Annotated in this window: 21 protein-coding genes; 14 read left to right on the top strand and 7 right to left on the bottom strand. The window is 63.3% G+C overall.

What is annotated here, in order from left to right; genetic code table 11:
- Positions 1-91 precede the first annotated feature (91 nt).
- The 3 genes from V3B48_RS03670 (at position 92) to V3B48_RS03660 (ending at position 5,442) form a co-directional block, all read left to right on the top strand.
- Complete coding sequence (locus V3B48_RS03670; protein WP_329893216.1) at positions 92-1,609, top strand: site-specific DNA-methyltransferase; 1,518 nt, start codon at positions 92-94, stop codon at positions 1,607-1,609.
- 2 nt (positions 1,610-1,611) lie between these two features.
- Entirely contained in the window at positions 1,612-4,263 is a 2,652-nt protein-coding gene (locus V3B48_RS03665; RefSeq protein ID WP_329893215.1) for a DEAD/DEAH box helicase family protein, read from the top strand.
- Between the two features lie 255 nt (positions 4,264-4,518).
- The gene (locus tag V3B48_RS03660) at positions 4,519-5,442 is read left to right on the top strand and encodes a restriction endonuclease (RefSeq protein WP_329893214.1); all 924 of its coding nucleotides are present in this window, start codon (positions 4,519-4,521) and stop codon (positions 5,440-5,442) included.
- A gap of 80 nt (positions 5,443-5,522) precedes the next feature.
- On the opposite strand, the gene V3B48_RS03655 is transcribed toward V3B48_RS03660, so the two are convergent.
- Together V3B48_RS03655 and V3B48_RS03650 are read right to left on the bottom strand one after the other, a co-directional pair.
- Entirely contained in the window at positions 5,523-5,879 is a 357-nt protein-coding gene (locus tag V3B48_RS03655) for a hypothetical protein (RefSeq protein WP_329893213.1), read from the bottom strand.
- Positions 5,880-6,428: 549 nt separating this feature from the next.
- Complete coding sequence (locus V3B48_RS03650) at positions 6,429-7,352, bottom strand: LysR family transcriptional regulator (protein ID WP_329893212.1); 924 nt, start codon at positions 7,350-7,352, stop codon at positions 6,429-6,431.
- A gap of 97 nt (positions 7,353-7,449) precedes the next feature.
- On the opposite strand from V3B48_RS03650, the gene V3B48_RS03645 reads away from it, so the two are divergent.
- The 4 genes from V3B48_RS03645 (at position 7,450) to V3B48_RS03630 (ending at position 11,581) form a co-directional block, all read left to right on the top strand.
- On the top strand, positions 7,450-8,289 hold the full coding sequence (locus tag V3B48_RS03645; RefSeq protein WP_329893211.1) for a type 1 glutamine amidotransferase domain-containing protein: 840 nt from the start codon (positions 7,450-7,452) through the stop codon (positions 8,287-8,289).
- Between the two features lie 98 nt (positions 8,290-8,387).
- On the top strand, positions 8,388-9,119 hold the full coding sequence (locus V3B48_RS03640; RefSeq protein ID WP_329893210.1) for a hypothetical protein: 732 nt from the start codon (positions 8,388-8,390) through the stop codon (positions 9,117-9,119).
- Positions 9,120-9,147: 28 nt separating this feature from the next.
- Positions 9,148-9,678, top strand: coding sequence for a hypothetical protein (locus tag V3B48_RS03635; protein ID WP_285303231.1), 531 nt, complete (start codon positions 9,148-9,150; stop codon positions 9,676-9,678).
- A gap of 1,120 nt (positions 9,679-10,798) precedes the next feature.
- The gene (locus V3B48_RS03630; RefSeq protein ID WP_180844119.1) at positions 10,799-11,581 is read left to right on the top strand and encodes a 3-hydroxybutyrate dehydrogenase; all 783 of its coding nucleotides are present in this window, start codon (positions 10,799-10,801) and stop codon (positions 11,579-11,581) included.
- A gap of 71 nt (positions 11,582-11,652) precedes the next feature.
- On the opposite strand, the gene V3B48_RS03625 is transcribed toward V3B48_RS03630, so the two are convergent.
- Genes V3B48_RS03625 through V3B48_RS03615 form a run of 3 tightly spaced genes read right to left on the bottom strand, consistent with a single transcriptional unit; the run spans position 11,653 to position 12,895 of the window.
- Positions 11,653-12,111, bottom strand: a complete 459-nt coding sequence (locus V3B48_RS03625; RefSeq protein WP_329893209.1) for an SRPBCC family protein — start codon at positions 12,109-12,111, stop codon at positions 11,653-11,655.
- Between the two features lie 2 nt (positions 12,112-12,113).
- Positions 12,114-12,428, bottom strand: a complete 315-nt coding sequence (locus tag V3B48_RS03620) for a metalloregulator ArsR/SmtB family transcription factor (protein ID WP_005416268.1) — start codon at positions 12,426-12,428, stop codon at positions 12,114-12,116.
- Between the two features lie 11 nt (positions 12,429-12,439).
- Positions 12,440-12,895 (bottom strand): SRPBCC domain-containing protein, encoded by a 456-nt coding sequence (locus tag V3B48_RS03615; RefSeq protein ID WP_329893208.1) that lies wholly within the window; start codon positions 12,893-12,895, stop codon positions 12,440-12,442.
- A 163-nt stretch (positions 12,896-13,058) separates the two neighbouring features.
- Here V3B48_RS03615 and V3B48_RS03610 point away from each other — a divergent pair, with 163 nt between their 5' ends.
- Together V3B48_RS03610 and V3B48_RS03605 are read left to right on the top strand one after the other, a co-directional pair.
- The gene (locus tag V3B48_RS03610) at positions 13,059-13,583 is read left to right on the top strand and encodes a GNAT family N-acetyltransferase (RefSeq protein ID WP_329893207.1); all 525 of its coding nucleotides are present in this window, start codon (positions 13,059-13,061) and stop codon (positions 13,581-13,583) included.
- A 141-nt stretch (positions 13,584-13,724) separates the two neighbouring features.
- Positions 13,725-15,494, top strand: coding sequence for an oleate hydratase (locus V3B48_RS03605; RefSeq protein ID WP_329893206.1), 1,770 nt, complete (start codon positions 13,725-13,727; stop codon positions 15,492-15,494).
- A 43-nt stretch (positions 15,495-15,537) separates the two neighbouring features.
- On the opposite strand, the gene V3B48_RS03600 is transcribed toward V3B48_RS03605, so the two are convergent.
- Positions 15,538-16,809 (bottom strand): hypothetical protein, encoded by a 1,272-nt coding sequence (locus V3B48_RS03600; RefSeq protein ID WP_329893205.1) that lies wholly within the window; start codon positions 16,807-16,809, stop codon positions 15,538-15,540.
- A 96-nt stretch (positions 16,810-16,905) separates the two neighbouring features.
- Positions 16,906-17,907, bottom strand: a complete 1,002-nt coding sequence (gene ftrA / locus V3B48_RS03595; protein ID WP_329893204.1) for a transcriptional regulator FtrA — start codon at positions 17,905-17,907, stop codon at positions 16,906-16,908.
- 312 nt (positions 17,908-18,219) lie between these two features.
- Between ftrA and V3B48_RS03590 the strand changes: the two genes are divergently transcribed.
- The 5 genes from V3B48_RS03590 to V3B48_RS03570 all read left to right on the top strand — a co-directional run bounded on the left by V3B48_RS03590 (position 18,220) and on the right by V3B48_RS03570 (position 24,340).
- On the top strand, positions 18,220-20,796 hold the full coding sequence (locus V3B48_RS03590) for a TonB-dependent receptor (protein ID WP_329893203.1): 2,577 nt from the start codon (positions 18,220-18,222) through the stop codon (positions 20,794-20,796).
- An 82-nt stretch (positions 20,797-20,878) separates the two neighbouring features.
- Positions 20,879-21,466, top strand: a complete 588-nt coding sequence (msuE, locus tag V3B48_RS03585) for an FMN reductase (protein ID WP_329893202.1) — start codon at positions 20,879-20,881, stop codon at positions 21,464-21,466.
- Positions 21,467-21,623: 157 nt separating this feature from the next.
- Entirely contained in the window at positions 21,624-21,986 is a 363-nt protein-coding gene (locus tag V3B48_RS03580) for a DUF3088 family protein (protein WP_012510830.1), read from the top strand.
- 14 nt (positions 21,987-22,000) lie between these two features.
- Entirely contained in the window at positions 22,001-22,978 is a 978-nt protein-coding gene (locus V3B48_RS03575; protein WP_329893201.1) for an MsnO8 family LLM class oxidoreductase, read from the top strand.
- Positions 22,979-22,996: 18 nt separating this feature from the next.
- The gene (locus tag V3B48_RS03570; RefSeq protein ID WP_329893200.1) at positions 22,997-24,340 is read left to right on the top strand and encodes an LLM class flavin-dependent oxidoreductase; all 1,344 of its coding nucleotides are present in this window, start codon (positions 22,997-22,999) and stop codon (positions 24,338-24,340) included.
- Positions 24,341-24,343: the final 3 nt, after the last annotated feature.

Raw genomic sequence — 24,343 nt, 5'->3', positions numbered from 1 at the left:
AATCAGGCACTTACGGGCGAAGATGGTCGAGAGCGTTGGCCCAGACGCGCTCCTGAACGATACTTGGGGCCTGTTCGAGGGGATGTACTAGATGCCGCTGCTTAACTGGTCCGACCGTGATGAAGACCTGACCCGTTCCGCCCTGACGCCGTACCGCCTTCTGGAGCCGGTGGCCAGTCTGTCCTATGGGGAGGTCGACTCTCCGAACATGCTGATAGAAGGCGACAACCTGGATGCATTGAAGGCCCTGCTGCCTTACTACGCAGGGCAGGTGAAGTGCATCTTCATCGACCCGCCTTACAACACCAAGAGTGCATTCGAACAGTACGACGACAACTTGGAGCACGCCCAATGGCTGTCGATGATCTATCCGCGGCTAGAGCTCCTGAAAGAGCTTCTTAGCGAAGATGGAGCGATATGGATCGCGCTGGACGACAACGAGGCGCACTATTTCAAAGTCATCGCTGATGAGGTTTTCAAGAGGAGCAACTTCATTGCAACCGTAGTCTGGCAGAAAATCTACTCGCCCAAAAATTCGGCGAGGCACTTTTCCGTGGATCACGACTACCTTTTCGTCTATGCCAAGAATGCGGAGGAATGGGCGCCCAATCCTATGCCGCGGACCGAAAAGCAAGACAAGGCATATAAGAATCCAGATGGCGACAGTCGCGGCCCATGGAAGGCGGGGGATCTTTCTGCGCGGAACTACTACGGCGCAGGAACTTACCAAATCACCACGCCCTCCGGACGTGTCATTCCTGGACCTCCGAACGGAATGTTCTGGCGTGTATCGGAGCCGCGATTGAGGGAGCTGGATGCGGATGGGCGGATTTGGTGGGGCAAGGATGGTAATAACGTTCCGGCCATCAAGCGATTCCTTTCGGAGGTCAAGCAAGGTCGCGTTCCTCAGACCTTCTGGCCCTACGAGGAAGTCGGCCATACTCAAGATGCGAAGAAGGAGGTGGTTGCCCTATTTGGAGACGACCATTTCGCGACACCAAAGCCGGAGGCGCTGCTGAAGCGTGTTATCGAAATGACAACTCAGCCCGGCGATATCGTGCTGGACAGCTTCTTAGGTTCAGGCACCACCGCCGCTGTTGCCCAGAAGCTGGCCCGGAACTGGATAGGAATCGAGATGGGTGAGCACGCCCGGACTCGCTGTCAACCTCGTCTAGCAAAGGTGGTAGACGGTGAACAAGGCGGAATTTCGGCTTTGGTGGACTGGAAGGGCGGTGGTGGATTCCGTTTCTACAAACTTGGAGTTTCGGTATTTGATGACGAGGGCCACATCCGCGGAGACATCAAGTTCGAGCACTTGGCCGCACACGTTTGGTTCGCCGAAACAGGCAGCGCTCGCTCCACCCGGGCCCCCAAGCAGCCGTTCCTAGGCGAACACCACGGGATCGGCTACTACCTGCTGTTCAACGGGATATTGGGCGATGAAAGCAAGACTGGTGGCAACGTGCTGACCAGGCGGGTGTTGAAGAGCCTTCAACCTTTTGAAGGTCCAAAGGTGATCTTCGGCGAGTCGTGCGACTTGCCGAGGGAGCGGCTGGAGGAGCTCCAAATTACCTTCAAGCAGACCCCCTACGACATCAAGGCACGCTAAGCATGGCTCTTTCTCTCAAGGTGTATCAGCAGCGGGCGCTGTCCAGCTTGGCCCAGTTCCTGGAGAACGCCCGGCTAACAGGGCCCGCATCCGCGTTTGAGAAGAACGTGGACGCTGGCCTTGTCACCCACTATAAGCCCATGCCGGGCATGGAAGCCTCGCCCTACGTCTGCCTTCGCATCCCCACCGGCGGCGGCAAGACGGTAATGGGTGCGCATATAATTCAGGCCGCAGGCGACGCTTACCTGGAGCGTGAATTCCCGCTGGTCATGTGGATGGTGCCCACCACGCAGATCAAAACCCAGACTCTAGAGGCCTTCAAGAACCCGCGTCACCCCTACCGCCAGGAACTGGATGAGGCATTCGGCGGAAAGGTGGCGGTGTTTGATGTCGAGGATTTCACCCACATTCGTCCAGCGGACTTGGGGACCAAGGTATGCGTGGTCATCTCGACCATGGCCGCGCTGCGGGTTGAGAACCAGGAAGGTCGCAAGGTCTACGAGCATCACGAGGATCTCGAAGCCCATTTCGCCGGTAGTGTCTCCGATCTACCCTACTTGGAGCAAAACAAGGCTGGCAAGGCCATGGCGTCGTTTGCCAACCTACTCAAGCTCCATGGCCCATTAGTCATCACCGACGAAGCGCACAACGCAAACACGCCGCTGTCGTATCAGGTCTACGAGCGCTTGGGCGCCAAGGTGGTGGTGGAGTTGACTGCCACCCCCGAGGCCAGCAAGAGCAACGTGCTGGTCAGTGTGAGCGCTTTTGAGCTCAAGGGTGCGGATATGATCAAGTTCCCGGTTGTGCTCAAAGAGCACGTTGGACAATGGGAAGTGGCTGTCGGCAGTGCCGTCGCCCGCCGAAACGAGCTGGGCAAGACCGCATTGGGGGAGCCGGACTACATACGTCCCATTCTGCTGATTCAGGCCGAGAACGCCAAGGGCACGGCCACGGTGGAAGAGGTCAAGAAGCATCTGGTCGACAATGAAAAAGTGCCCGAGAAGGCCATTGCCATTGCGACCGGGGACCAGCGTGAGATCGATGGCGTGGATCTGTTCGCCAAGGACTGCTCCATTGAGGTCATCATCACGAAGCAAGCGCTCAAGGAAGGGTGGGATTGCTCCTTCGCCTATGTGTTCTGCTCTGTGGCTCAAGTGAAGAGCGAAAAGGACATCCAGCAGTTGCTGGGCCGCGTGCTGCGCATGCCCTATGCAACCCGTCGCAAGCAGGAGGCCATGAACAAGGCCTACGCGCACGTTACTACCCCAGCTTTCAACCTGGCGGCCACAGAGCTGACCAAGTCACTCATCGAAATCGGGTTCAACCCGCTGGAGGCCGTCGCTGCCGTGCGGCCGGATCTCACCCCCGGACCTGGACTACCGCTGCAGGGTGGCAACGTCAATCCAGCCACAGTGACACCGAAAACGATTATTAACGTGAGCAAGCAGCCTGACCTCAACGGTATCCCCGTGCGGGACCAGCCTAATGTGATCTTTACCCCGAGCGAGGAGGGGAAGGGGGGCTCGGTCGAGATCACCGGTGAGGTGGACGACTCCACAGTTGAGGCCATCACGAAGGCGGTCCCTACCAAAGAGCGCGAGGAAGTTGCCGCAACCATCGAGCGGCACCAGATAGTCTCCAAGGCAGTTAAAGCCCCCAGCCAGAACGGCGTAGTGTTCAGCGTGCCTCGGCTCGGCGTCATGGAGCAGGGCGAGCTGGAGCTCGTGGAAAGCGGGGCCACACCTCTGGGATTCACCTGGGATTTGCTCGCCTACCCGCCGGATCTTTCGAGTCTCAAGTTCAACGCCGACAGCCGGACTTTCGAGGTGGATCTGGTCGATTCGAAAGTGAGTTACACCAAGATCGATGACGACGTGAATACCTACTTGCCAGGGTTCGCGAAGGATAGAAACCAAGCAGATTTGGTGGGTTGGCTGGATCAGAAGATCCGCGACCCTGGCGTGAAGCAGCCCGTTCTTCGCGAGTGGTTGCGCCGCTCAATCAGTGGGCTGTCCGAAGATCGGGGCTTCTCACTGTCCCAGCTGCTCAATGGCCAGTTCGTTCTCCGGCGGAAGCTGGGCGAGCAGCTCCAGATCGCGAAGGCCGAGGCACTCAAGGATGGGTTCCAGCAGGCCTTGTTCGGTGCGAACGCCGAGATCGTGGTCAGCGACGAACCTGATGCAATGTTCACCTATCCTGCGGACATGGCTCAGTATCCAGCGCACTCCTATTACCAGGGCGGCACCTACCGGTTCCGCAAGCACTACTACCCCTTCGTGGGTGATCTTCAGTGGAAGACCGCCGGCGGCAAGGTCGGTGAAGAGTTCCTGTGTGCTCAGGCCCTTGATCAACTTGACGAGGTGGAGTTCTGGGTTCGCAACCTGGTGGACAAGAGTCAGTTCTGGATGCCGACGTCCAAGCAGCGTACCTACCCGGATTTTGTCGCCCGACTTAGGGATGGGCGCATGTTGGTCGTTGAATACAAAGGCGGTGACCGTTACTCCGCAGACTCCGAGAAGGAGAAGCGAATGATCGGGGAACTGTGGGCGAAGAAGAGCAATGGCCGCGGCGTCTATCTCATGGCCCAGTTGAAGGATGAGAAGGGCGATAGCGTGACCGAGCAACTTCAGGCCGCTATCCAGGCGAAGAGGTAGAGAATCAGTCTTGGAAGTCCAAGATCCAGACCGTTACTGAGGCGCGATCTACGTCCATCTTGGACAGGAGGGGCTGTTGGAGGCTGCATCTTTGCTCCGCATGAGCAAGGGCAAGACTGCCTTCGATTGTTGTGACAAGGGTTTACGCCTATTCTCACCGGCACTTGCAAAAGAGGTTCACTCACGAGCTGAATCTTCAGGTCATTGTCCGGATGAGGATATAGTTGCTGCAAACTACAGGGGGAGGAAGCAAGATTGACGATTCCAACTTACGACAAGTTCATCGATCCGGTATTGCGTTTCTTGGAGCGAAATCCCGCAGGCGTTGCAGCCGCCTTGGCATATGAAGCCGCTTCCAATGCCTTAGGGTTGACTGAGGAGCAGAAGCTCCGGGTGTTGGATAGCGGTGCGCAGGTCTATAAGAATCGAGCGGCTTGGGCGCATGATCGGCTGAAGCGCGCTGGCCTTTCGTCCAGCCCAAGGCGCGGGGTTTGGCAGTTGACGGAGGCCGGGAGAAGCTACGTTGGCGATCATCCGTTCCCGCTGGACGATGAGGAGGTTGGGAGAATTGCAACTGGCTATCTCGCAGTTAAGCTTCGATCCGCAGTAGATGCTGCCGTGCTAGATACCCCTGAGTCCAGTGAGCTAACCCATGGGTCACCCGTTTTGAGCCCCGATGATCGACTTGATAGTGCACTTGCTGAATTGAAATCGGCCACAGCGGCTGAGCTTCTGGATTGCCTGTTGCGTGTTTCTCCCGGACGGTTCGAAATCATCGTTCTTGATATCCTGCATCGACTGGGATACGGCGCGAGCCGCTCTGACTTGCTGCGCGTCGGAGGAGCTGGAGATGGTGGAATCGATGGCGTGATCTCGCTGGATAAGCTCGGGCTGGACAAGGTCTACGTGCAGGCGAAGCGCTGGAAGAGCACGGTTGGTAGGCCCGAGCTACAGGCCTTCTATGGGGCGCTTGCCGGACAGAAGGCCAAACGCGGAGTTTTCATAACCACGTCTGGCTTCACGCCTCAGGCTGTTGACTTCGTTGGCTCTGTTGAGGGCATTGTGATCGTCGATGGAAATCGATTGGTTGGTCTTATGATCGACAATGAGGTAGGTGTGAGCTCGCGTATTCTTCGGGTCCCATCCGTGGATAGCGATTATTTCGACGAGGATGCTTGATTCGCATTCATGTGATGTTTTCGAGGAAGCAGACGCGAGCTCTATTGGGCTGGTTTCGGGCCTTGTGAGCGGATGCCGCCTCATTCCGGCCTCACCTCATGACAACTCCACTCAACCAGCCCTCGGCAAGCCAGAAACAGCCCATCTACAACCCCCTCATCCAAATGCCGCTCCGGCTCCGCTGCCACCCGGCAGCGGTCCGCCGCGTGCAGCAGCTCCAACACCGTGAGCGCCCCCACCATTGCGCGCTCGCTCCTGGCCAAGCTCACGCGTCGACCGGGTGACACGTCGTTCTCCGGCCAAGGGTGCCCATCAGCCCCCTCGCAGCCGCGCATGCGCTTGAGGATGCCAAGCAGGGAGTTCAGGTCGGGCAGGGGCGTGTCGTCGTTGATGGGCTCAACAACGGTGTACGAGGTGAAGGTATCGGATTCGTTCATGGCGTCGGCTTCCGTGGCTGTGCTTAACAGCGCCACCGTGAAGAGGTGGCGGACGATGCGTGGCTGCAAACCGGGACGAAGCAACGAATGACCGGTGGGTCCGAAGACCCCCACGCACCGCCCGCCAGATAGGCCGACGGATTGCCCGCCGGCACCGGTTAAGGACGGTGCCGACGGGCAAGCGTAAACAACAGTCGTTGCTCATCGCGGGTTTGCAGACCCGGAGCCACCCGTTGTCGGTGGCACGTCATGGTGTTTACGCCGCCGCTTCGAATACCAATAGAAATTCGCGAAGGAATCGCGGAATCCGAGAGCGAAGAACTATTGTTGCACGCACCCTTCGTGCAGCACGCGACGCCAGCAGACGCATTCGCGCAGCTACTCTGCTGATGGCGAATAAAGGTGGCGCAATCGCCCACGCCACAAGCGAATAGCGCGACAGCCTTCTTTGCAACAGTTCTTAGTCTGCTTCGGCAGGCAGTGGCACCCGACAGACCGCACACCCCGAAAATCGGTTCAAACCCGACATCGCCAGCGAACTTCGCGGCCTCAACCAACTCGATCCTCAGCCGCGCTCGCATTCCCCACCAACAACTCAATCATCGCCCGCGCCGCTGCCGACTGCCGCCGATGCGGCGCGTAGATCACCGAGAACGGCCGCGATCTCCCTCGCAGCTGCGGCAGCACTTCCACCAACTGCCCACGCTGCAACCGCTCCCGCACGATGAACTCATAGCTCTGGCAGATGCCAATGCCCTGTTCGGCCAGCGACACCACGCCCAGCACATCGTCAGAAGTCTCGATGGACGAGCGCGGCAGCCAGTCCACGTCGCGCCCGCCGTCGCGGAAGATCCACGGCGCCAATCGCCCGGTACGCGGCATCACGAACGGCAGGCACAGGTGCTGTTGCAGGTCGTCCAGCGTCTGCGGCGTGCCGCGGCGCTGCAGGTACTCCGGCGCGGCCACGAGCAGCAGCGGGGCGTCTTCCAGCTTTCGCCCCACCAGCCCGCTGTCCGGCAGCTGGCCCAGGCGGATGGCCAGGTCGAAGCCTTCGGCCACCAGGTCCACGTTGCGGTTGGTGATGTTCAGTTCCACCTGCACCTGCGGGTACTGCTGCGCAAAGCGCGCCAGCACGGGCGGCAGCCGGTAGTGGCCATAGGTGGTGGGCACGCTCAGGCGCACGCGGCCGGCCAGCGCACCGTCCTGGGCCAGTACGTCGCGCTCGGCGTCGTCCAGCAGGCCGAAGGCGGTGCGCACCTGTTCCAGATAGAGCCGCCCGGCGTCGGTCAGGCCCACGCGGCGGGTGGTCCGCTGTAGCAGCTGCCGGCCCAGCCGCGCTTCCAGGCGGGTGACCGCGCGACTCAGCACCGAGGGCGTGGTGGACAGCGCCACGGCGCCGGCGGTGAACGAGCCATGCTCGACCACCGCCAGGAACACCTCCACATCGCCCAGGTAGTCGAACTTGCGGCTCATTTGGCTCTCCGGGGAACAGATGTTTTGCGATGGAGCCAATTTATCGCCGCTGGGGCGATGAATAAAGTGGCGGCCATTCCCCGATAGGAGCTACCCCATGAACCTGATGACCCGGCTGGCCGCAGCGCTGGCCCTGACCCTGGCCGCCAGCGGCGCGCATGCCGCCAACGTGCTGGTGGTGCTGTCCGACGAAAACCACCTGGACCTGAAGGACGGCAAGGTGCTGTCCACCGGCTTCTATCTCAACGAGCTGATGCAGCCGGTCAAGCTGCTGCTGGACGCGGGCCACGAGGTGACCTTCGCCACGCCGCAGGGGCGGGCGCCGACGGTGGATGCGTCCTCGGTGATGCCGGCGTACTTCGGCAACGATGCCGCGCAGCTGAAACTGCACAAGGAGCTGCTGGAGAAGCTGGCATTGACCTCTTCGACGGCCTCGCCCGTGGTCAGCCTGGCGCGCGTCGAGCAGCAGGGCTATGCGCGTTTCGATGCGGTCTATATTCCCGGTGGCCACGCGCCGATGCAGGATCTGCTGAAGAGCCCGGCGCTGGGCCGGCTGCTGGCCGACTTCCACCAGCGCAACAAGACCACCGCATTGGTCTGCCACGGGCCGATCGCGCTGCTGTCCACGCTGCCGGATGCTCCGGGTTTCGTGGCGAAGCTGGAGGGCGGTGCGACGCCGGCTATGCCGAAGTGGATCTACAGCGGCTACCAGATGACGGTGATCAGCAACCAGGAAGAGGCGCTGGCTAAACCGCAGTTGGGTGGTGGCGAGATGAAGTTCTATCCGCAGACCGCGTTGCAGCGGGCGGGTGCGACGTTCAGCAGCAACGCTACGCCGTGGACTGGGCATGTGGTGGTGGACCGCGAGCTGATTACCGGGCAGAACCCGGCTTCGGCGTTGGAGGTGGGGCAGCGGTTGGTGGAGCGGTTGAAGTAGGGCGGGCTCTGCATCGCATGCGGTGCCGTGGCACCATGGCGGACTGGCCTCGTCCTTCCGGGCGGGGCCGTTTTCCCAGGGAAGCCCTCGAACACGACATGCGAACGTCTCTTTTCATTCTCTCCGCCCTGTGCCTTGGCCTGCTGTCTGGCTGTGCCAGTGGTCCGGAGGAGCATGCTTCAAGCCGCGAGATCACGGGTGCGTTCGTGGCCGACGATGGCCAGCTGTACCTGCTGCCGCGCTTTGAAGAACCGATGCGCTTCAATGCTGCACCGTTCCGCGAGTACCGCGCGCTAATGGACAGCCCGCTACGCGAGGCGGTGGCCTGCGCGCAGATGTACTTCCATGAGGACTGGCGCGACCCGGCCAACAAGGCCAAGGTGCACGGCAGCTATGCGCTGCTGCTGCGGCCGGAGCAGGTGACGCCGGAACAGGCCGCGCAGTTCAAGCTGGAGCGGATTGAGGTGCTCCCGCGCGAGGCGAAGTATGTGGATGAGCGGGCGCGCTACTACCTGCCGCAGGACCGGAGCCGTTATGCGCTGGCGTTTGATCGGGCCTGCAATCTTTCAAAGAAGGGCGGCAGCTACTACAGCGCGCTGTTCGAGGGCGACGGCGAGCGGGTGAAGTTGCCGGACGCTGCTGCGTTGGCGGAGAAGGGGAAGCTGGCGCAGCCGATCAGTGCGCGGGCGCAGCGGATCCTGCCGGAGAGGGAGGACAAGCCGGGTGTTGGGACGGCGGCCGGCAAGGTGCTGGGCGCTGCGTTGATTCCTGTGGCGGTTCCGGTGTTTGTGTTGAGCCTGCCGTTCCTGGGGCCGGATCATTGGAAGTGATGGGGCGTTGAGGGAGAGCCATCCACGCGTGGCGTGGATCTACTTGGGCATCGCCCGAAAGTTCATCCTGGAGATCTGTGTGCCCAGCACGCTGGAAACTGTTTTGAAGACCGTAGGCTTCATTGTCCTCGCGGCACTTCCGTTGGTGATCCTCTGGTTCACCCTTCGGCGAATGTCGGCAACTGCTCGCTCGTCCGTGAAATCGGGGCTGCGTTTGGATCCCCCTCGCCGGATCTCCGGTACATCCATGACCTTGGTGATGGTGGATGGCAAAGAGGATCGGGAGCACTACTTCTTTGATGCGGCGTCCTTTTACCTGCGGCGTGGGCCGGTGCCTACGGCGGTTCCTCTTTCGCAGATCACCTCAGTCACACGAACGTCTGACAGGATCTACGGGCGCTATGTCTGGCAGGTGTGCTTCAGCAAAGCATCGGGCAGAAAGTGCGTGACGTTCACCAACAGACTGACGCTGTTCAATCGGGATTTCCTGCTGTTCCTTGAGGCGGTGCGGAAGGCCAACCCACTGGCGACCGTTGAGCGGGCAAGCGTCATCTTCTAGAGCGTGTTTGAAGTTCGGTATGAACAGTGTCACTGCAATGGCATCACAGCGCGCAGCTCCTGTTCGGCCAATGTGATCGATGAGAAATGGGCGTTTGTTGCGCGCTATCTGATACTGAAGCATTCTCATGCGTGGCAGTGCAAGTATGATCTGCGATGAACACGCAAAGCCCGCAACATAGAACGAGGTCCGCTCGTTTCTGCGCGCGATGCGAAGCGTGGGCCTTATCACCTGTGACGAAGACGCATTTGAGGCAATTGTCGAGACGATTTACGTTTAAGGCATGCGGTCAATCTCTGCGGAGTAGTTCCTGATGATGTGCCGATCGACGCTGGACGTATCCCTGATTCACGCCTACGCGCTTCCTCTCGGCATAGATGCTTCAAGGATCACGCTGCCTCACCGGCAACTTGGAACGAGCACCGGTGGCGTTGAGCTTGGCAAGTTCCGCATGCACAGCGGTCGCAACGTCTTCGTGCTGCGCACGGACCGTAGCTCTGTTCTCGTCACAGCCAGAGGGGATACTGACTTGATTCTGGACCGACGTCTTCACGAACAGCTCAAAGCATGCTTGGATCAGGTACGTGAGACCGGCGGCCATCGAGGAAGATTGCAATGATCAGCAGGAAGTACTGGTTTACCAGGAAAAAGTACGGATGGGGTTGGGGGATGCCGTGCGCGTGGCAGGGCTGGCTTGTGTACGCAGTCGCATTCGGCCTGCTGCTGGCAGGTCCGTTTCTGTTCTCTCCATTTCGCGAGCCCATCGCGTTTCAGCTCTACACGTGGGCCGTAGTGTTGGTCCTTGTCCTTATCTGCTGGATGAAAGGCGCTCCGCCCGGTTGGAGGTGGGGGGAGTAGAACGGCCGCAGAAGCTATTTTCGGACGTGTTCGATCCGCCGGGCAAAGCATGGATGCATTGCCCTTGTGGGAGTCGGACAGTATCGCCAGCAAGCCACGGCTGCGCCCCTTCTGAGGTGTACCGTCCGTTTTGAATGAACGCTGGACACTTCCCTCGGCGGGTACCGAACGCGTTCTAACCGTTGATTGACCAAGGTAGCGTCGCTTAAAGGGGGCGCCGGTGAAGCTACACTGACCACCTACGCCCGATGGAAGCTCGCCCATGTTCTCTGGAAAGGTTGCGGTGGTCACCGGCTCCACCGGCGGTATCGGTCTTGGCATCGCCACCGCGTTGGCGCGGCAAGGTGCCGATATCGTGCTGAACGGCTTTGGCGATGCGGCGGAGATCGAACGCATCCGTACCGAACTGGAAACCGAGTTCGGCGTACGGGTGGTGCACGATGGGGCCGATCTTTCCCGTGGCGAGGCAGTGCGCGGCATGATCGATCGCGCCGTTGCGACGATGGGACGCATCGACATCCTGGTGAACAACGCGGGCATCCAGCACACCGCGTCGATCGAGGAATTCCCCGTCGAGAAGTGGGATGCGATCCTCGCGCTGAATCTCTCGGCCGTATTCCATGCCACGGCGGCGGCCTTGCCGCACATGAAGCAGCAGGGTGCCGGCCGCATCATCAACATCGCCTCGGTGCATGGGCTGGTGGGTTCGGTGAACAAGTCGGCCTATGTGGCGGCCAAGCATGGCGTGGTCGGGTTCACCAAGGTGACCGCGCTGGAGAATGCGGGCACCGGCATCACCGCCAATGCCATCTGCCCGGGCTGGGTGCGAACGGCGCTGGTCGAGCAGCAGATCACCGCGTTGGCCGAGCGCGAGGGCACAGATCAGGAGACCGCCGCCCGCGCGCTGCTGACCGAGAAGCAGCCTTCGTTGCAGTTCGTGACGCCCGAGCAGCTGGGGGAGATGGTGGTGTTCCTGGCTTCGGACGCTGCGGCGCAGATCACTGGCACGGCGCTGCCGGTGGATGGGGGCTGGACGGCGCGCTAGCGGACCCGCATCGGCCGCATTGCCGACGCCGCAGCAGCCAAGGCCCTGCGGCGTCGTCCCGACGCAGCCGTCTACTGCGGCTTCGCAAACACATCCAGCCCCTTGCCGGTTTCCAGCAGCGACTTCAGGCTCGACAGCACGATCGGCCAGCCCTGGCGGATGCCGGTATCCATGCTGCTGCCGGGTTCCAGTTCGTCGTGGGTGACGGTCAGCCGCACCATGTCCTGGTAGGGCACAATGTCGAAGGTGACGCGGCTGTAGGCGTCCGGGTTCTCCGCCTGCGAGGCGGCGGCCCAGGTGATGACCAGCCGCGAGGGAGGGGTGCTTTCCACTACCTCGCCGACCAGTTCGACCGAGCGTGTTTCGTTGGCGCGCACGTGCTGCCAGCGTGAGCCGGGTTTCCAGTCCGAGACGTTTTCATGGTCCCAGTAGCGGCTGGCGATCTCGGGGCGGGTGATGGCCTCGAACACCTTCTGCGGGGTGGATGCGATGTAGATCACGTGGATGAAGCGGGTGGACTCTGCGGACATCGTCATTCTCCTTCCAGTTCTCGTTTCAGGTCATGCAGCAGGCTCAGGCGCTGCTGCTCGAACTTGCGTACCCAGCGTTCGTACACCTCGTGCAGCGGCACCGGGTTGATGAAGTGCAGCTTCTCGCGGCCACGGCGCACGGTGCTGATCAGGTTGGCGTCTTCCAGCAGGCCCAGGTGCTGGGTGACCGATTGCCGGGCCATGTCCAGGTGCTCGCAGAGCTGGCCGAGCGTCTGCCCGTTGTCTTCGCAGAGCAGATCCAGCAGCGTCCTGCGCGTAGGGTCGGCCAGTGCCTTGAACACCTTGTCTGCATTCATGCGGGGCGTCTTCAGTTCCAGTTGTCGATCCTGATGTCGTGTGGGTTGGGCTGGCCCTTGCCGGATTCCACCAGCGCTTTGAGGCTGAGCAGGAACACCGCCCACTTGGTACTGCAGTGCGAGGTGAACTCGACGCGTTCCTTCCAGCCTTCATGGGTGAACAGGACGATGCAGTAGTCACCTTCCTGTTTCAGCACGAAGCGCGCGTGGGTGCCGATCCATTCAGCAGGGCCGGCGAGGAACCGCCAAAGCACGAGCTCGCCTGGAACAAGCTGCTCAAGTTTCATTTCCATGGCGCCGATTTCCTGGCCGTTGTTCGTGAAGTGAACCTTGACCGAGCCGCCGGCCACGCGGTCACCATGGGTGTCTTCGGCCCACCAGGCGGCCACGCCTTCGGGGGTGGCCAGCGCCTGGTACACCTGGCTTGCAGGGGCCTTGATGCCGACCCTGTGTGCGATATCGACCATTGCAGGTTCCTCGCGTGGGCGGACAGGTGCCGTCCTTGGGTGGACTATAGGCAGGTAAATGCCTGCATGTCAAATCCGGCTCACGGACTTCCAGCCCTGGTAGTGCCGGCCGCTGGCCGGCATCCTCGTCGCAATTGATTGAAGCGTTGAAAGGAATGCGCACATGACTGAAGCAGGAAAGGAAATCTTGAACATCCGCCGCGCCAACGTAGACGATGCCCCTGCGGTGCTGATGCTCTTCGACGAAGTCATCGAATGGTTCGTGTCGATCGGCAACCTGCAGCAATGGGGCAGTGAGCCATGGTCCACGATGCCGCGCCGGATCACCCAGGTGACCGATGCGTGCGCGCTGCCGGGTGCATGGGTGGCGCAGAACGAGCAGGGTGACGTGCGCGCGTTCCTGGCGCTGGGCGAGTCGATGCCCTATGTGCCTGCGCCCACCGGCCCGGAACTGTATGTGCGGGTGCTGGTGGCTTCGCGCGATGCCCGCGTGCGTGGCATCGGCCGTCGCTTGATGGCGTTTGCCGATGAGCAGGCGCGCGCTGCCGGACTCGACCATCTGCGCGTGGACTGCTACGGCGGTGGCAATGGGGATCTGGTGCGCTTCTATGAGTCCTGTGGCTACACACGCATCGCACCGTTCAACGTGGACGGTTGGCCGGGCATGCTGCTGGGCCGGCAGCTCTGACGCGGCTGCGTCATTCGGTCGCAGCGTGTGTGCAGGAAACGGTACATCGGTTCGGCGCTAGAGTAGGGGCATGACCTGCATGGAATGGCTGTGTCATTCCACTGTGGGTTCCTGATGACCCCCTCCAGGAAGGAGCAACGCATGTACTACAGCAGTGGCAACTACGAAGCCTTCGCGCGCCCGCGCAAGCCCGCCGGTGTCGACGGCAAGCGCGCATGGTTCGTCGGTTCGGGCCTGGCCTCGCTGGCCGGCGCCGCGTTCCTGGTGCGCGATGGCCGCATGGCCGGTGAGCGCATCACCATTCTCGAGCAGCAGCAGATTGCCGGCGGCGCGCTGGATGGCCTGAAGGTGCCGGAGAAGGGCTTCGTGATCCGCGGCGGCCGCGAGATGGAAGACCACTTCGAGTGCCTGTGGGATCTGTTCCGCTCGATTCCGTCGCTGGAGATTGAAGATGCCAGTGTGCTGGACGAGTTCTACTGGTTGAACAAGGATGATCCGAACTATTCGCTGCAGCGTGCCACGATCAATCGCGGCGAAGATGCGCACACCGACGGCCTGTTCACGCTGAGCGAGCAGGCGCAGAAGGACATCATCGCGCTGTTCCTGGCCACCCGGCAGGAGATGGAGAACAAGCGCATCGACGAGGTGCTGGGCCGCGATTTCCTGGACAGCAACTTCTGGCTGTACTGGCGCACCATGTTCGCCTTCGAGGAATGGCATTCGGCGCTGGAGATGAAGCTGTACCTGCACCGCTTCATCCACCACATCGGCGGCCTGCCGGATCTCTCGGCGCTGAAGTTCACCAAGTACAACCAGTACGAATCGCTGGTGCTGCCGCTGGTGAAGTGGCTGCAGGACCACGGCGTGGTGTTCCAGTACGGCACCGAGGTGACCGACGTCGACTTCGATCTGGCGGCCGGCCGCAAGCAGGCCACGCGCATCCACTGGACGCGCGAGGGCGTGGCGGGTGGCGTGGATCTGAGCGCAGATGACCTTGTTTTCATGACGATCGGTTCGTTGACCGAGAACTCGGACAACGGCGACCACCACACGGCTGCGCGATTGAATGAGGGGCCGGCGCCTGCCTGGGACCTGTGGCGACGCATTGCCGCCAGGGATCCTGCGTTCGGGCGTCCGGACGTGTTCGGCGCGCACATCCCGCAGACCAAGTGGGAGTCGGCGACGGTGACCACGCTGGATGCACGCATTCCTGCCTACATCCAGAAGATCGCCAAGCGCGACCCGTTCAGTGGCAAGGTGGTGACCGGCGGCATCGTCAGTGTGCGTGACTCGCGCTGGTTGATGAGCTGGACGGTGAACCGCCAGCCGCATTTCAAGAACCAGCCCAAGGATCAGATCGTGGTCTGGGTGTATTCGCTGTTCGTGGATACGCCTGGAGACTACGTGAAGAAGCCGATGCAGGACTGCACCGGCGAAGAGATCACCCGCGAGTGGCTGTACCACCTGGGCGTGCCGGTGGAGGAGATCGACGAATTGGCCGCGACCGGCGCGAAGACGGTGCCGGTGATGATGCCGTACATCACCGCGTTCTTCATGCCGCGCCAGGCCGGTGATCGCCCGGACGTGGTGCCGGAGGGTGCGGTGAACTTCGCCTTCATCGGACAGTTTGCCGAATCGAAGCAGCGCGACTGCATCTTCACCACTGAGTATTCGGTGCGCACACCGATGGAAGCGGTGTACACCCTGCTGGGGATCGAACGCGGTGTGCCCGAGGTGTTCAATTCCACCTATGACGTGCGCTCGTTGCTGGCGGCGACCGGTCGCCTGCGCGATGGCAAGGAACTGGATATTCCCGGGCCTGCGTTCCTGCGCAACCTGCTGATGAACAAGCTGGACAAGACCCAGATCGGTGGTCTGCTGCGCGAGTTCAAGCTGGTGCAGGAGGACTGAGCGCGCGTCAGTGTGGAGGGGAGCGCGCCGGCAAGGCCGCGGATCAGTCGGCCAGCACGGTTCCCGCTCCTTCGCCATAGGTCGCCCTGGCGCTGCCACACACCGCGTAGGTGGCAGCGCTGGCTGGCAGGCCAGTGGCCTTGATGCCGCGCCGCGAATCGCCGTCAAAGACCTCGGCGTAGCGTTCGGCGGCCAGCGCGTCATCGGGCAGCATGTACAGCAGGACGCGCTGCAATGTGGATTGCCCCTGCAGTGGCTGCGGCTGCCGGAACGCGGGCACCTGCACGCGCGCGCTGTGCCACCGCGTCGGCGCGTCTGCAGTCTGCCAGCGCACCTGCAGGGGCAGGTTGAGCGGCAACAGCGCGGGGCTGACCGGGTAGCCGTAGGCTGTGCAATCCCGGGGCGCTTCCGGGATGTTCGCGATGGCCCCGTCGCCGATGTCCAGTGTGAGGCCATTGATTTCCATCCGCAGGATGGGCGCACTGCCGTAGTTGTGGATCTTGAACAGCGTCAGGCCTTCGAAGCGGCTGCGCTCCAGATCATCGGTGGTGAAGCCACTGAAGCGTGCGAGCGCGGGCGCGACCTCTACGTGATCGCTGTAGTGGTAGTAGATATGCACGAGCTCGGGTGTACCCGCGCGTCGCCAGGCCGCGTTGAATGGCGCAAGGTCAGGGTAGGTCCGACGGACCAGCGGCACATCGGTGACGGCGCGATCTCCAGACGGTGTGGCGTAACGGTAGTGGTCGACGGAGGGCTTCAGGCGCGCTTGTTCATACGGGAAGGCCCTGTCTGCATCGGACTGCGGGTTGGGGTAGCGGTGGAAGGCCAGGAAGCGCTGGGGCGTTTCGCCCTGCATGGGCAGGTCCGGGCCAGCGCCAGAACCGGTGGATGCATACGGCGAGGTGCCCAGCCAAAGGGGTTGCCCGCTGAGGTTGACGTGCAGCTCGGCGATGGATGCGCGTGAGCCGCCGGCCAGGCTGTCCACACTGCCTTGCAGGACGTGCCACAGTGGAATGATGAGCATGGCGGCGGCGGTTGGCACGAACAACAGCACGTGTATGCGGCCCGGCACCTGCCCGCGCTGACGCACCATGTAGCGCAGCCAGGCCAGCAGCAGGACCAGCAGCAGCGGGACGCCGGCCCATATCGCGATGGTGGCCAGCGCCACGACGCCCCAACCCAGGTTGGGGCTGGACACGGCAATCAACGAGAGCGTGGCGATCAGTGCCGCCAACAGCAGCGATACGCCGATTCCGACGCGGTAGGTCCTGTAGGGGCTTTCGGTCATCACCGGTCCGTCGGCAGTGCGGGGCATGCCCCTATAGTGCAGTGGTGGTGATGGCGTGGAAAGTCGTTGACGAAGAGGGCGGGGGGCCTTGCCTGCCGGCCAGAGGCCGGCATTACCCGGGGCTCAGCAGCCGACCAGACGGTCCGCACTGATGCCGTTGCGATGCTGGCTGCGGTACTCGGTGGGGCTGGCATCGACCTGACCACGGAAGTGCCGACGGAACGACTCCTGCGAACCAAAGCCGGCCTGCTCGGCAATCCATTGCAGTGGCCGGTCGGTGGTTTCCAGCAGCTCACGCGCGAAGGCCACGCGCTCGCGGATCAGCCAATCGATGGGCGACAGGCCGGTGGCTTCCAGGAACTGCCGTTGCAGGGTGCGCTGGCTGAGTGCGGCCTGCTCGGCGAGGCTGCCTAGCGAGTGCGGCTCGCGCAGGTTACGGCGCATCCACTCCATCAGCTTCGCCAACCGCGTGGGCTCGCCGTTGGGGATGGCCCGGCTGACGCGCTGGCTGCGCCCGGCATCACGCCAAGGTGCCAACACTAATCGCTCGGCCACCAGATTAGCCACGCGCGCGCCGTAATCCTTGCGCACCATGTGCAGCATCATGTCCATGCCGGTGGCCGAGCCGGCCGAGGTGATGATGCTGCCGGTGTCCACGTACAGCACATCCTCGCGCACGTCGATGCGTGGGAAGTCGCGTGCCAGCGCTTCGGTGAGGCGCCAGTGGGTGGTGGCCTCGCGGCCATCGAGCAGCCCGGCCCAGGCCAGCACGAACGCACCGGAGCAGATCGACGCGATGCGTGCGCCGCGTGCATGGGCGCGGATCAGTGCATCGAGCAGTGCCTGCGGCGGACGCTCGCTGGGCTCGCGCCAGCCGGGGATGACGATGATGTCGGCGTCATCGACGCTGCTGAGATCGTAGGGCAGCTGCACCTGGGTGCTGCCGAGCATGCGCAGCGCGCCGGGTTCGCCCGCGCACAGCTGGGTGCGGTACCAGGCCACGCCCAGTTCAGGCCGTATCGGTGCGAACAGGCCGACCGCACAGCCGAACTCGAACAGCCCCTGGCCGTGGCAAGCGACGATGGCGACGAGTGGTGCGGCGGGATCGGCGGAAGGGCTGTGCATGGCCTGATGCTACGGGTGGTGGTGCGCGGCGCAGAGTGGTGCGCGGGCATGAGGTGATGCCTGCGGGGTATGTAGAGCCGAGCCATGCTCGGCTGCTCTTCGCGACTCAATGGAATGGGCTTCGTCCGGCATTGAGCCAAGCATGGGCTTGGCTCTACAGAGAGCAGCGCACCGGCGCTGCTGCCTAACGTCATTACCAGCGGTCATGTGGGTGGCCGGATGTTACGGCTGGGTGACGCGATCCCGCCTGTCGCGGTGGGTGAACAGGCCCTTGAATGGAAGCGTGTTTCCGGCCCACCCCCACGAGCCCCCATGCCTGCCGCCCACGCCCCAGCCTTGAGCACTCTTGCCGTCCTGATCGCCGCTGCCCTCGCTGCATCGCCCAGCCATGCGGCGGAAGCCGATGCAGACCCTGCCACTACTGCAGCCACCGCCAATGTGGCAGCCTCCACGCTGGATGCGGTGGTGGTCACCGGCTCTCGCACCAGCACGCGCACGGTGAAGAACAGCTCCACGCCCATCGATGTGATTTCCGCTGAAGACCTCGCCGCCACCGGTCAGGGCAATCTGCTGGAAGCCCTGCAGCGCAGCCTGCCGTCGCTGAGCCAGATCGGCGGTTACCAGAGCGATCAGGAGAGCCTGATCCGCGGCTATCAGCTACGCAATCTGTCGCCGGGTTACACGCTGGTGCTGGTCAACGGCAAGCGCCGCAACGCCAGCGCCTATGTGAGCGGTGCCAATGGGGGCGGCTTCCCCGGCCATGCGTGGGCGGACCTGGCGTTGATTCCGGTCTCGGCCATCGACCATGTGGAAGTGCTGCGTGATGGTGCCTCCGCCATCTACGGCTCGGACGCGATCACCGGCGTGGTCAACGTGATCCTGAAGTCGCAGGCGCACGGTGGTGATGTGTCGGTGGAGAGCGGGCAGAGCACCGATGGTGATGGTTCGCGAACCAGCGTGCGCGCCAACGTCGGCCTGCCGTGGGGCCAGGATGGCTTCGTCAACCTGTCTGGCGAGACCACCCGCCAGCATCATGCGATCCGTACCCGTCGCTACATCGACGGCTACCTGAGCTATCCGGCAGTGGATGGCAGCGGCAATCTGGTGGCGCTGCGGCCGAACAATCGTTTGCCAGCGGGTGCTGCGCCGAACCCGGCCGAGGCCAACCGCGATGCCGAGGCCAACACCATCCTCAGCTCGCCGTCCTATGCGCTGAAGGCCTTCGCGGTGAACGTGGGCCATGGCCTGGGCGAGAGCGCGCAGTTCTACGCCAATGCTACGGCCAGCGATCGCACTGCACAGGCGATCCAGAATTTCCGTCTGCCGGCGACCATCTTCACCACTTACAGGGCTCCCGGCGTGCTGAGCGTGTTTCCTGACGGCTTCCTGCCGGTGCTGGAAACCAAGGAAAAGCAGTACACCGGTACGGCCGGGGTAAAAGGCCAGATCGCGGGTTGGGACTATGACGCCAGCCTGACCGGCAACCGCAGCACCGTGCGCACCTATACGCGCAACTCGGTGAACTACTCGCTGCCGTATCCCGGTTCGCCCACTGATTTCTATGACGGCAAGCTGGACTACCAGCAGGGCATCGCCAATCTGGACCTGCGCCGTGGCTTCGAGGTGGCGGCATTCGCTTCGCCGCTGGAAGTGAGCGCAGGCGCCGAATACCAGCATGAACAGTATGAGCGTGGCGCGGGGCAGTGGGAGTCTTACACCGGCTTCGGCGCTGCAGCCTTCGTCGGCTATTCCACCGCCGATGCGGTGAAGGCTACCCGCAACAGCAAGGCGGTGTACGTGGGTGCGGCCACCAACATCACCTCGCGCTGGTATCTGGATGCAGCCGCGCGTTGGGAAGATCACTCCGACTTCGGCAGTGTCTCCACCGGCCGCCTGACCACGCGCTTCGACTTCACCGACGCGCTGGGTGTGCGTGCCACGGTCAGCAATGGCTTCCACGCGCCCAGTCTGGGTGCGCAGTTCTACCAGGCCACCGGCAGTTGCCCGTGCGGGACCACGCTGGTGGCGCAGGTGTCTTCGCCCGCGGCGATTGCGTTGGGTGCCACACCGCTGAAGCCGGAAAAGGCCACCAACTACAGCCTGGGCGTGACCTGGGACCCGAGCCCGGCGTTCCATCTGGCGGTGGATGCCTATCAGATCGACATCCGCGGCCAGCTCGGCCAGTCCAGCCAGATCGGCTACAACGCGCAGGATCCGGCGCGCGTCACCGACAACAGCGGCACGGTGCTGAGTGCGGCGCAGAAGAACACCATCGATGCGCTGCTGGGTTCGGCCGGCATCAGCATCCTGCCGGGTGATGCGTTCTACGCCAGCTACTTCACCAACGTGGGCAATACCCGTACACGCGGTGTGGAGTTGACCCTGGAGGCGAACCAGGAAACCGAGTGGGGCAAGCTGCGCTGGAGCTACGCGGCCAACGTCGGCCGCACCACCATCCAGAAGGTCAGTGACATTCCGGCGGCGCTGCAGGGGCTGCCGAACATCAACCTGCTGACCAAGAGCAGCGAGTACGCGCTGCGCTTCCGCACGCCCAGCTACACGCAGGTGGCGGGGCTGGGCTGGCAGAACGGGCGCTGGCGCTCGAACGTGGACTTCACCTACTACGGCCCCATCAAGCGCCTGAACAACGGCGTGGAGTACAGGCAGCCGCCGGTGCTGGTGACCAACCTGTCCGGTGGCGTGGAGCTGGGCGCGGGCTGGAGTGCGGCGCTGGGCATCAACAACGTGTTCGACAAGCGCACCCGCAAGGTGCCGGAGTACGCGCGCAGTGCCACCGATGTGGCGAGCATCGAGACCACGTGGGACAGCGGCGATGTGCTGAGCAATGTGGGTGCGTATTGGTTTGGCCGGGTCAGTTACCGGTTCTGAGGTGGGAAGCAGTCGAGCATGGCTCGACTCTACAAAAGCGAAGGGCAGCCGAGCATGGCTCGGCTCCATACGGGAGCAGTTCATGTCTTCTGCATTGAGGGTGGTTGCATTGGTGGGGTCACCGACCAGCTCGGCGACGTCGCGCACGTTGTTGCTGGTCCGGCATCTGCTGGACTCGCTGCAGCAGCGGGTGCACGCCAGCGTGGAGCTGGTGGAGCTGGCGCCGATCGCGCGTTCGCTGGGTCAGTCGCTGTCGCGTGGCGAGGCGGAGCCGGCGGTGGAACAGGCACTGCAGACCATCGAGGCGGCGGAGCTGCTGGTGGTGGCCGCGCCGGTGTATCGCGGCTCGTATCCCGGGTTGTTCAAGCACCTGGTCGACTTCATCGGGCTGGAGGCGCTGGTGGATGTGCCGGTACTGCTGGCAGCGACCGGCGGCAGCGAGCGCCATGCGCTGGTGATCGACCATCAGTTGCGGCCGTTGTTCAGTTTCCTGCAGGCGCACACGCTGCCGATCGGGGTGTATGCCACGTCCGCCGACTTCGAAGGCGAGCACATCAGCAGCGCGGCCCTGCAGGCGCGCATCGAACTGGCGACCGAGCGTGCGGCCGGGCACTTGGCCACGCAGGCGCAGGCGCTGACGGTAGCGGCGCCGCTGCGACGTATTGCCTGATGCCATAACCGGCGGCGCTTTGCTTATGGCTACGCCGCATCTGCGTGGCCGGATCTGACCGCCGATTGTCGCCAGCCGTCGCTGCTGCGGCTGCTGGCATCTCTAGCATCGATATCGAAGCGGCATCGCATTGCCGGCCCCGATGAGGACGACCCCTGTGACTTTCGACGCAGCAAGCAAACCCATCCTGTTCCTGCTCGACCGTGAGTTCGAGGACGGACAGATTCCCGGCCAGCGCTTCTTCTGCCGGCACAGCCTGTTGCTGGAGGGCGCGCTGTCGAGCATCGATGGCCTGGACGCGCAGCTGGACGTGCGCCGCATCGGCTTCGCGCGGCCGCGCCGCGAGGTGATCGCCGAGATCGGTGAGCAGGACCAGTCACTACCCAAGCTGGTGTTGCCGCAGGGCGTGCGCAGCGAACTGGCCAGTGGCGCGCACCAGGACCGCCAGTACATCTCCGGTGCAGAGCCGATCCTGGCCGCGTTGAACGGCTTGCTCGGCATTCCCGTGGCCCACCCCTGAGCGAGGACGTGACCATGAGCTATCAGATCAGCGTGCTGGACAAGAGCCCGGTTGCCGAAGGTGCCTCGCCGGAGCAGGCGCTGCGCAACAGCCTGCAGCTGGCGCAGCGCGCCGAGCAGCTGGGCTACCACCGCTACTGGTTTGCCGAACACCACGCTGCACCAACGCTGGCCAGCCCTGCACCGGAAGTGCTGGCTGCGTGGGTGCTGGCGCAGACCCGGCGTATCCGCATCGGCAGTGGTGGGGTGATGCTGCGCCACTACGCGCCGTACAAGGTGGCGGAGAACTTCAACCTGCTGTCGGCGCTGGCGCCGGGGCGTGTCGATCTGGGCGTGGGCAAGGCCCCCGGTGGCCTGCCGGCCTCGACCGCGGCGCTGGCAGCCGGGCGTCCGGCGTTCGCCGACTTCGACCAGCAACTGCGCGACCTGGAAGGTTATCTGTCCGGCGCCGAAACCGAGGCACAGGCTCGGCCGGTTCCGCAGCAGGCACCGGAGCGCTTCCTGCTCGGGGCCAGCCCGCAGAGCGCGCAGCAGGCGGCCGAGCTCGGCTGGCGCTTCGTCTACGCCGCGCACTTCGATGGTGACCCGAAGCATATCGAGGCCGCCTTCGATGCCTACCGCACCGCTTCTACGCAGCCGCCACTGCTGGCCACGGTGGCGTTCGCCGCACCAACTGCCGAAGCCGCAGCACGTCATATCGGCGCGTTGCGGGTCTACAAGCTGCACCTCGGTCCCGGGCAGACGGTGAATCTGCCCAGCCCCGAAGCAGCTGCCGAGTATGCGCGGCAGGTGGGCGTGGCCGACTTCCGCATCGAGGAAACGCGCCCAAGCGTGTTGTCCGGTGATGCGCAGCACGTGCGTGACGAACTGGACGCACTGCACCGGCGTTTCGGTGTGGGCGAGTTCGTTCTCGATACGCCGGTGGCCGACCTCGACGCACGCCTGACATCCCTTGAACTGCTGTCGCCCGCGCCGCGCGCGGCGGTGGCCTGACCTGCAGGAGCGATTCCCATGAGCACGACCCCGCGCCACATTCCGTTCGGCATCATGCTGCAGGGCCCTGGCAGCCACATGCATGCCTGGAAGCATCCCTCCAACCCGGCCGATGCCAGCGTCAACCTGCAGTTCTACATCGACATCGCGCGTACCGCCGAGGACAACGGCATCGCCTTCGGCTTCGTAGCCGACGGCCTGTACATCAACGAGAAGTCGATCCCGCACTTCCTCAATCGCTTCGAGCCGATCTCGCTGCTGTCGGCGCTGGCCACCGCAACGAAGACGATCGGCCTGGCCGGCACGCTGTCGACCTCCTACAGCGACCCGTTCACCGTGGCCCGGCAGTTCGCTTCGCTGGACCTGCTCAGCGGCGGGCGTGCCGGTTGGAACGTAGTGACCTCGCCACTGGAGGGCTCGGGCCGCAACTACGGCCGCCCGCACCCGGAGCACGCGCTGCGTTACCAGATCGCCGACGAGTACCTGGACGTAGTGCAAGGGCTGTGGGATTCCTGGGATGACGATGCCTTCGTGCGCGAGCGCGACAGCGGCGCGTTCTTCGCACCGGAGAAATTCCGCCGCCTCGACCACAAGGGACGCTTCTTCCAGGTGGAAGGGCCGCTCAACATCCAGCGTTCGCCGCAGGGCCAGCCGGTGATCTTCCAGGCCGGTTCGTCCGACGATGGCATCGCGCTGGCCGGCAAGTATGCCGATGCGGTGTTTACTCATTCGCCGTCGCTGGAGGAGACCCGCGCGTTCACCCAGAAGGTGAAGAACTCGGCGATCGCCCACGGCCGCAGCGGCAATGACGTGAAGATCTTCCCGGGTATCGGCCCCATCGTCGGCCGCACTGCCGAGGAGGCCGAAGCCAAGTACCAGGCGATTGCTGCGCTGGCCACGCTGGAGGATGCACTGGCGTACCTGGGGCGCTTCTTCGACCACCACGATTTCAGCCAGTACGATCCGGACGCGCCGTTCCCGGAGCTGGGTGACATCGGCAGCAATTCGTTCCGTTCCACCACCGACCGCATCAAGCAGGACGCGCGCGAGAAGGGCCTGAGCCTGCGCCAGGTGGCACTGGAGGCGGTCAGCCCACGACCGAACTTCATCGGCACGCCGGAGCATGTGGCCGATGAGCTGATCCGCTGGTTCGATGCCGGCGCCAGCGATGGCTTCATCCTTGGATTCGCGGCACAGCGCGAAGGCCTGGACGATTTCGTGACCCAGGTACTGCCGATCCTGCAGGCGCGCGGCTACCACCAGCGCGAGCTGGAAGGGCAGACTCTGCGCGCGCATCTGGGCCTGCCGTACAAGGCCAGCCGCCATGCGACCGATGCCGAGCCGGCGCGGAAGGCGGGGTAAGGC

The organism is Stenotrophomonas sp. SMYL20, assembly GCF_036320045.1.
In the GTDB taxonomy this organism is placed as follows: domain Bacteria; phylum Pseudomonadota; class Gammaproteobacteria; order Xanthomonadales; family Xanthomonadaceae; genus Stenotrophomonas; species Stenotrophomonas maltophilia_A.
The sequence above is the reverse complement of the archived record's forward strand: the minus strand, read 5'-3'. Positions and strand labels throughout refer to the sequence as shown.

Coding starts and splice junctions, on each gene's coding strand:
- V3B48_RS03670 (WP_329893216.1), top strand. CDS start 92: ATGCCGCTGCTTAACTGGTCCGACCGTGATGAAGACCTGACCCGTTCC.
- V3B48_RS03665 (WP_329893215.1), top strand. CDS start 1,612: ATGGCTCTTTCTCTCAAGGTGTATCAGCAGCGGGCGCTGTCCAGCTTG.
- V3B48_RS03655 (WP_329893213.1), bottom strand. CDS start 5,879: ATGAACGAATCCGATACCTTCACCTCGTACACCGTTGTTGAGCCCATC.
- V3B48_RS03650 (WP_329893212.1), bottom strand. CDS start 7,352: ATGAGCCGCAAGTTCGACTACCTGGGCGATGTGGAGGTGTTCCTGGCG.
- V3B48_RS03645 (WP_329893211.1), top strand. CDS start 7,450: ATGAACCTGATGACCCGGCTGGCCGCAGCGCTGGCCCTGACCCTGGCC.
- V3B48_RS03640 (WP_329893210.1), top strand. CDS start 8,388: ATGCGAACGTCTCTTTTCATTCTCTCCGCCCTGTGCCTTGGCCTGCTG.
- V3B48_RS03630 (WP_180844119.1), top strand. CDS start 10,799: ATGTTCTCTGGAAAGGTTGCGGTGGTCACCGGCTCCACCGGCGGTATC.
- V3B48_RS03625 (WP_329893209.1), bottom strand. CDS start 12,111: ATGTCCGCAGAGTCCACCCGCTTCATCCACGTGATCTACATCGCATCC.
- V3B48_RS03620 (WP_005416268.1), bottom strand. CDS start 12,428: ATGAATGCAGACAAGGTGTTCAAGGCACTGGCCGACCCTACGCGCAGG.
- V3B48_RS03615 (WP_329893208.1), bottom strand. CDS start 12,895: ATGGTCGATATCGCACACAGGGTCGGCATCAAGGCCCCTGCAAGCCAG.
- V3B48_RS03610 (WP_329893207.1), top strand. CDS start 13,059: ATGACTGAAGCAGGAAAGGAAATCTTGAACATCCGCCGCGCCAACGTA.
- V3B48_RS03605 (WP_329893206.1), top strand. CDS start 13,725: ATGTACTACAGCAGTGGCAACTACGAAGCCTTCGCGCGCCCGCGCAAG.
- V3B48_RS03600 (WP_329893205.1), bottom strand. CDS start 16,809: ATGCCCCGCACTGCCGACGGACCGGTGATGACCGAAAGCCCCTACAGG.
- ftrA (WP_329893204.1), bottom strand. CDS start 17,907: ATGCACAGCCCTTCCGCCGATCCCGCCGCACCACTCGTCGCCATCGTC.
- V3B48_RS03590 (WP_329893203.1), top strand. CDS start 18,220: ATGCCTGCCGCCCACGCCCCAGCCTTGAGCACTCTTGCCGTCCTGATC.
- msuE (WP_329893202.1), top strand. CDS start 20,879: ATGTCTTCTGCATTGAGGGTGGTTGCATTGGTGGGGTCACCGACCAGC.
- V3B48_RS03575 (WP_329893201.1), top strand. CDS start 22,001: ATGAGCTATCAGATCAGCGTGCTGGACAAGAGCCCGGTTGCCGAAGGT.
- V3B48_RS03570 (WP_329893200.1), top strand. CDS start 22,997: ATGAGCACGACCCCGCGCCACATTCCGTTCGGCATCATGCTGCAGGGC.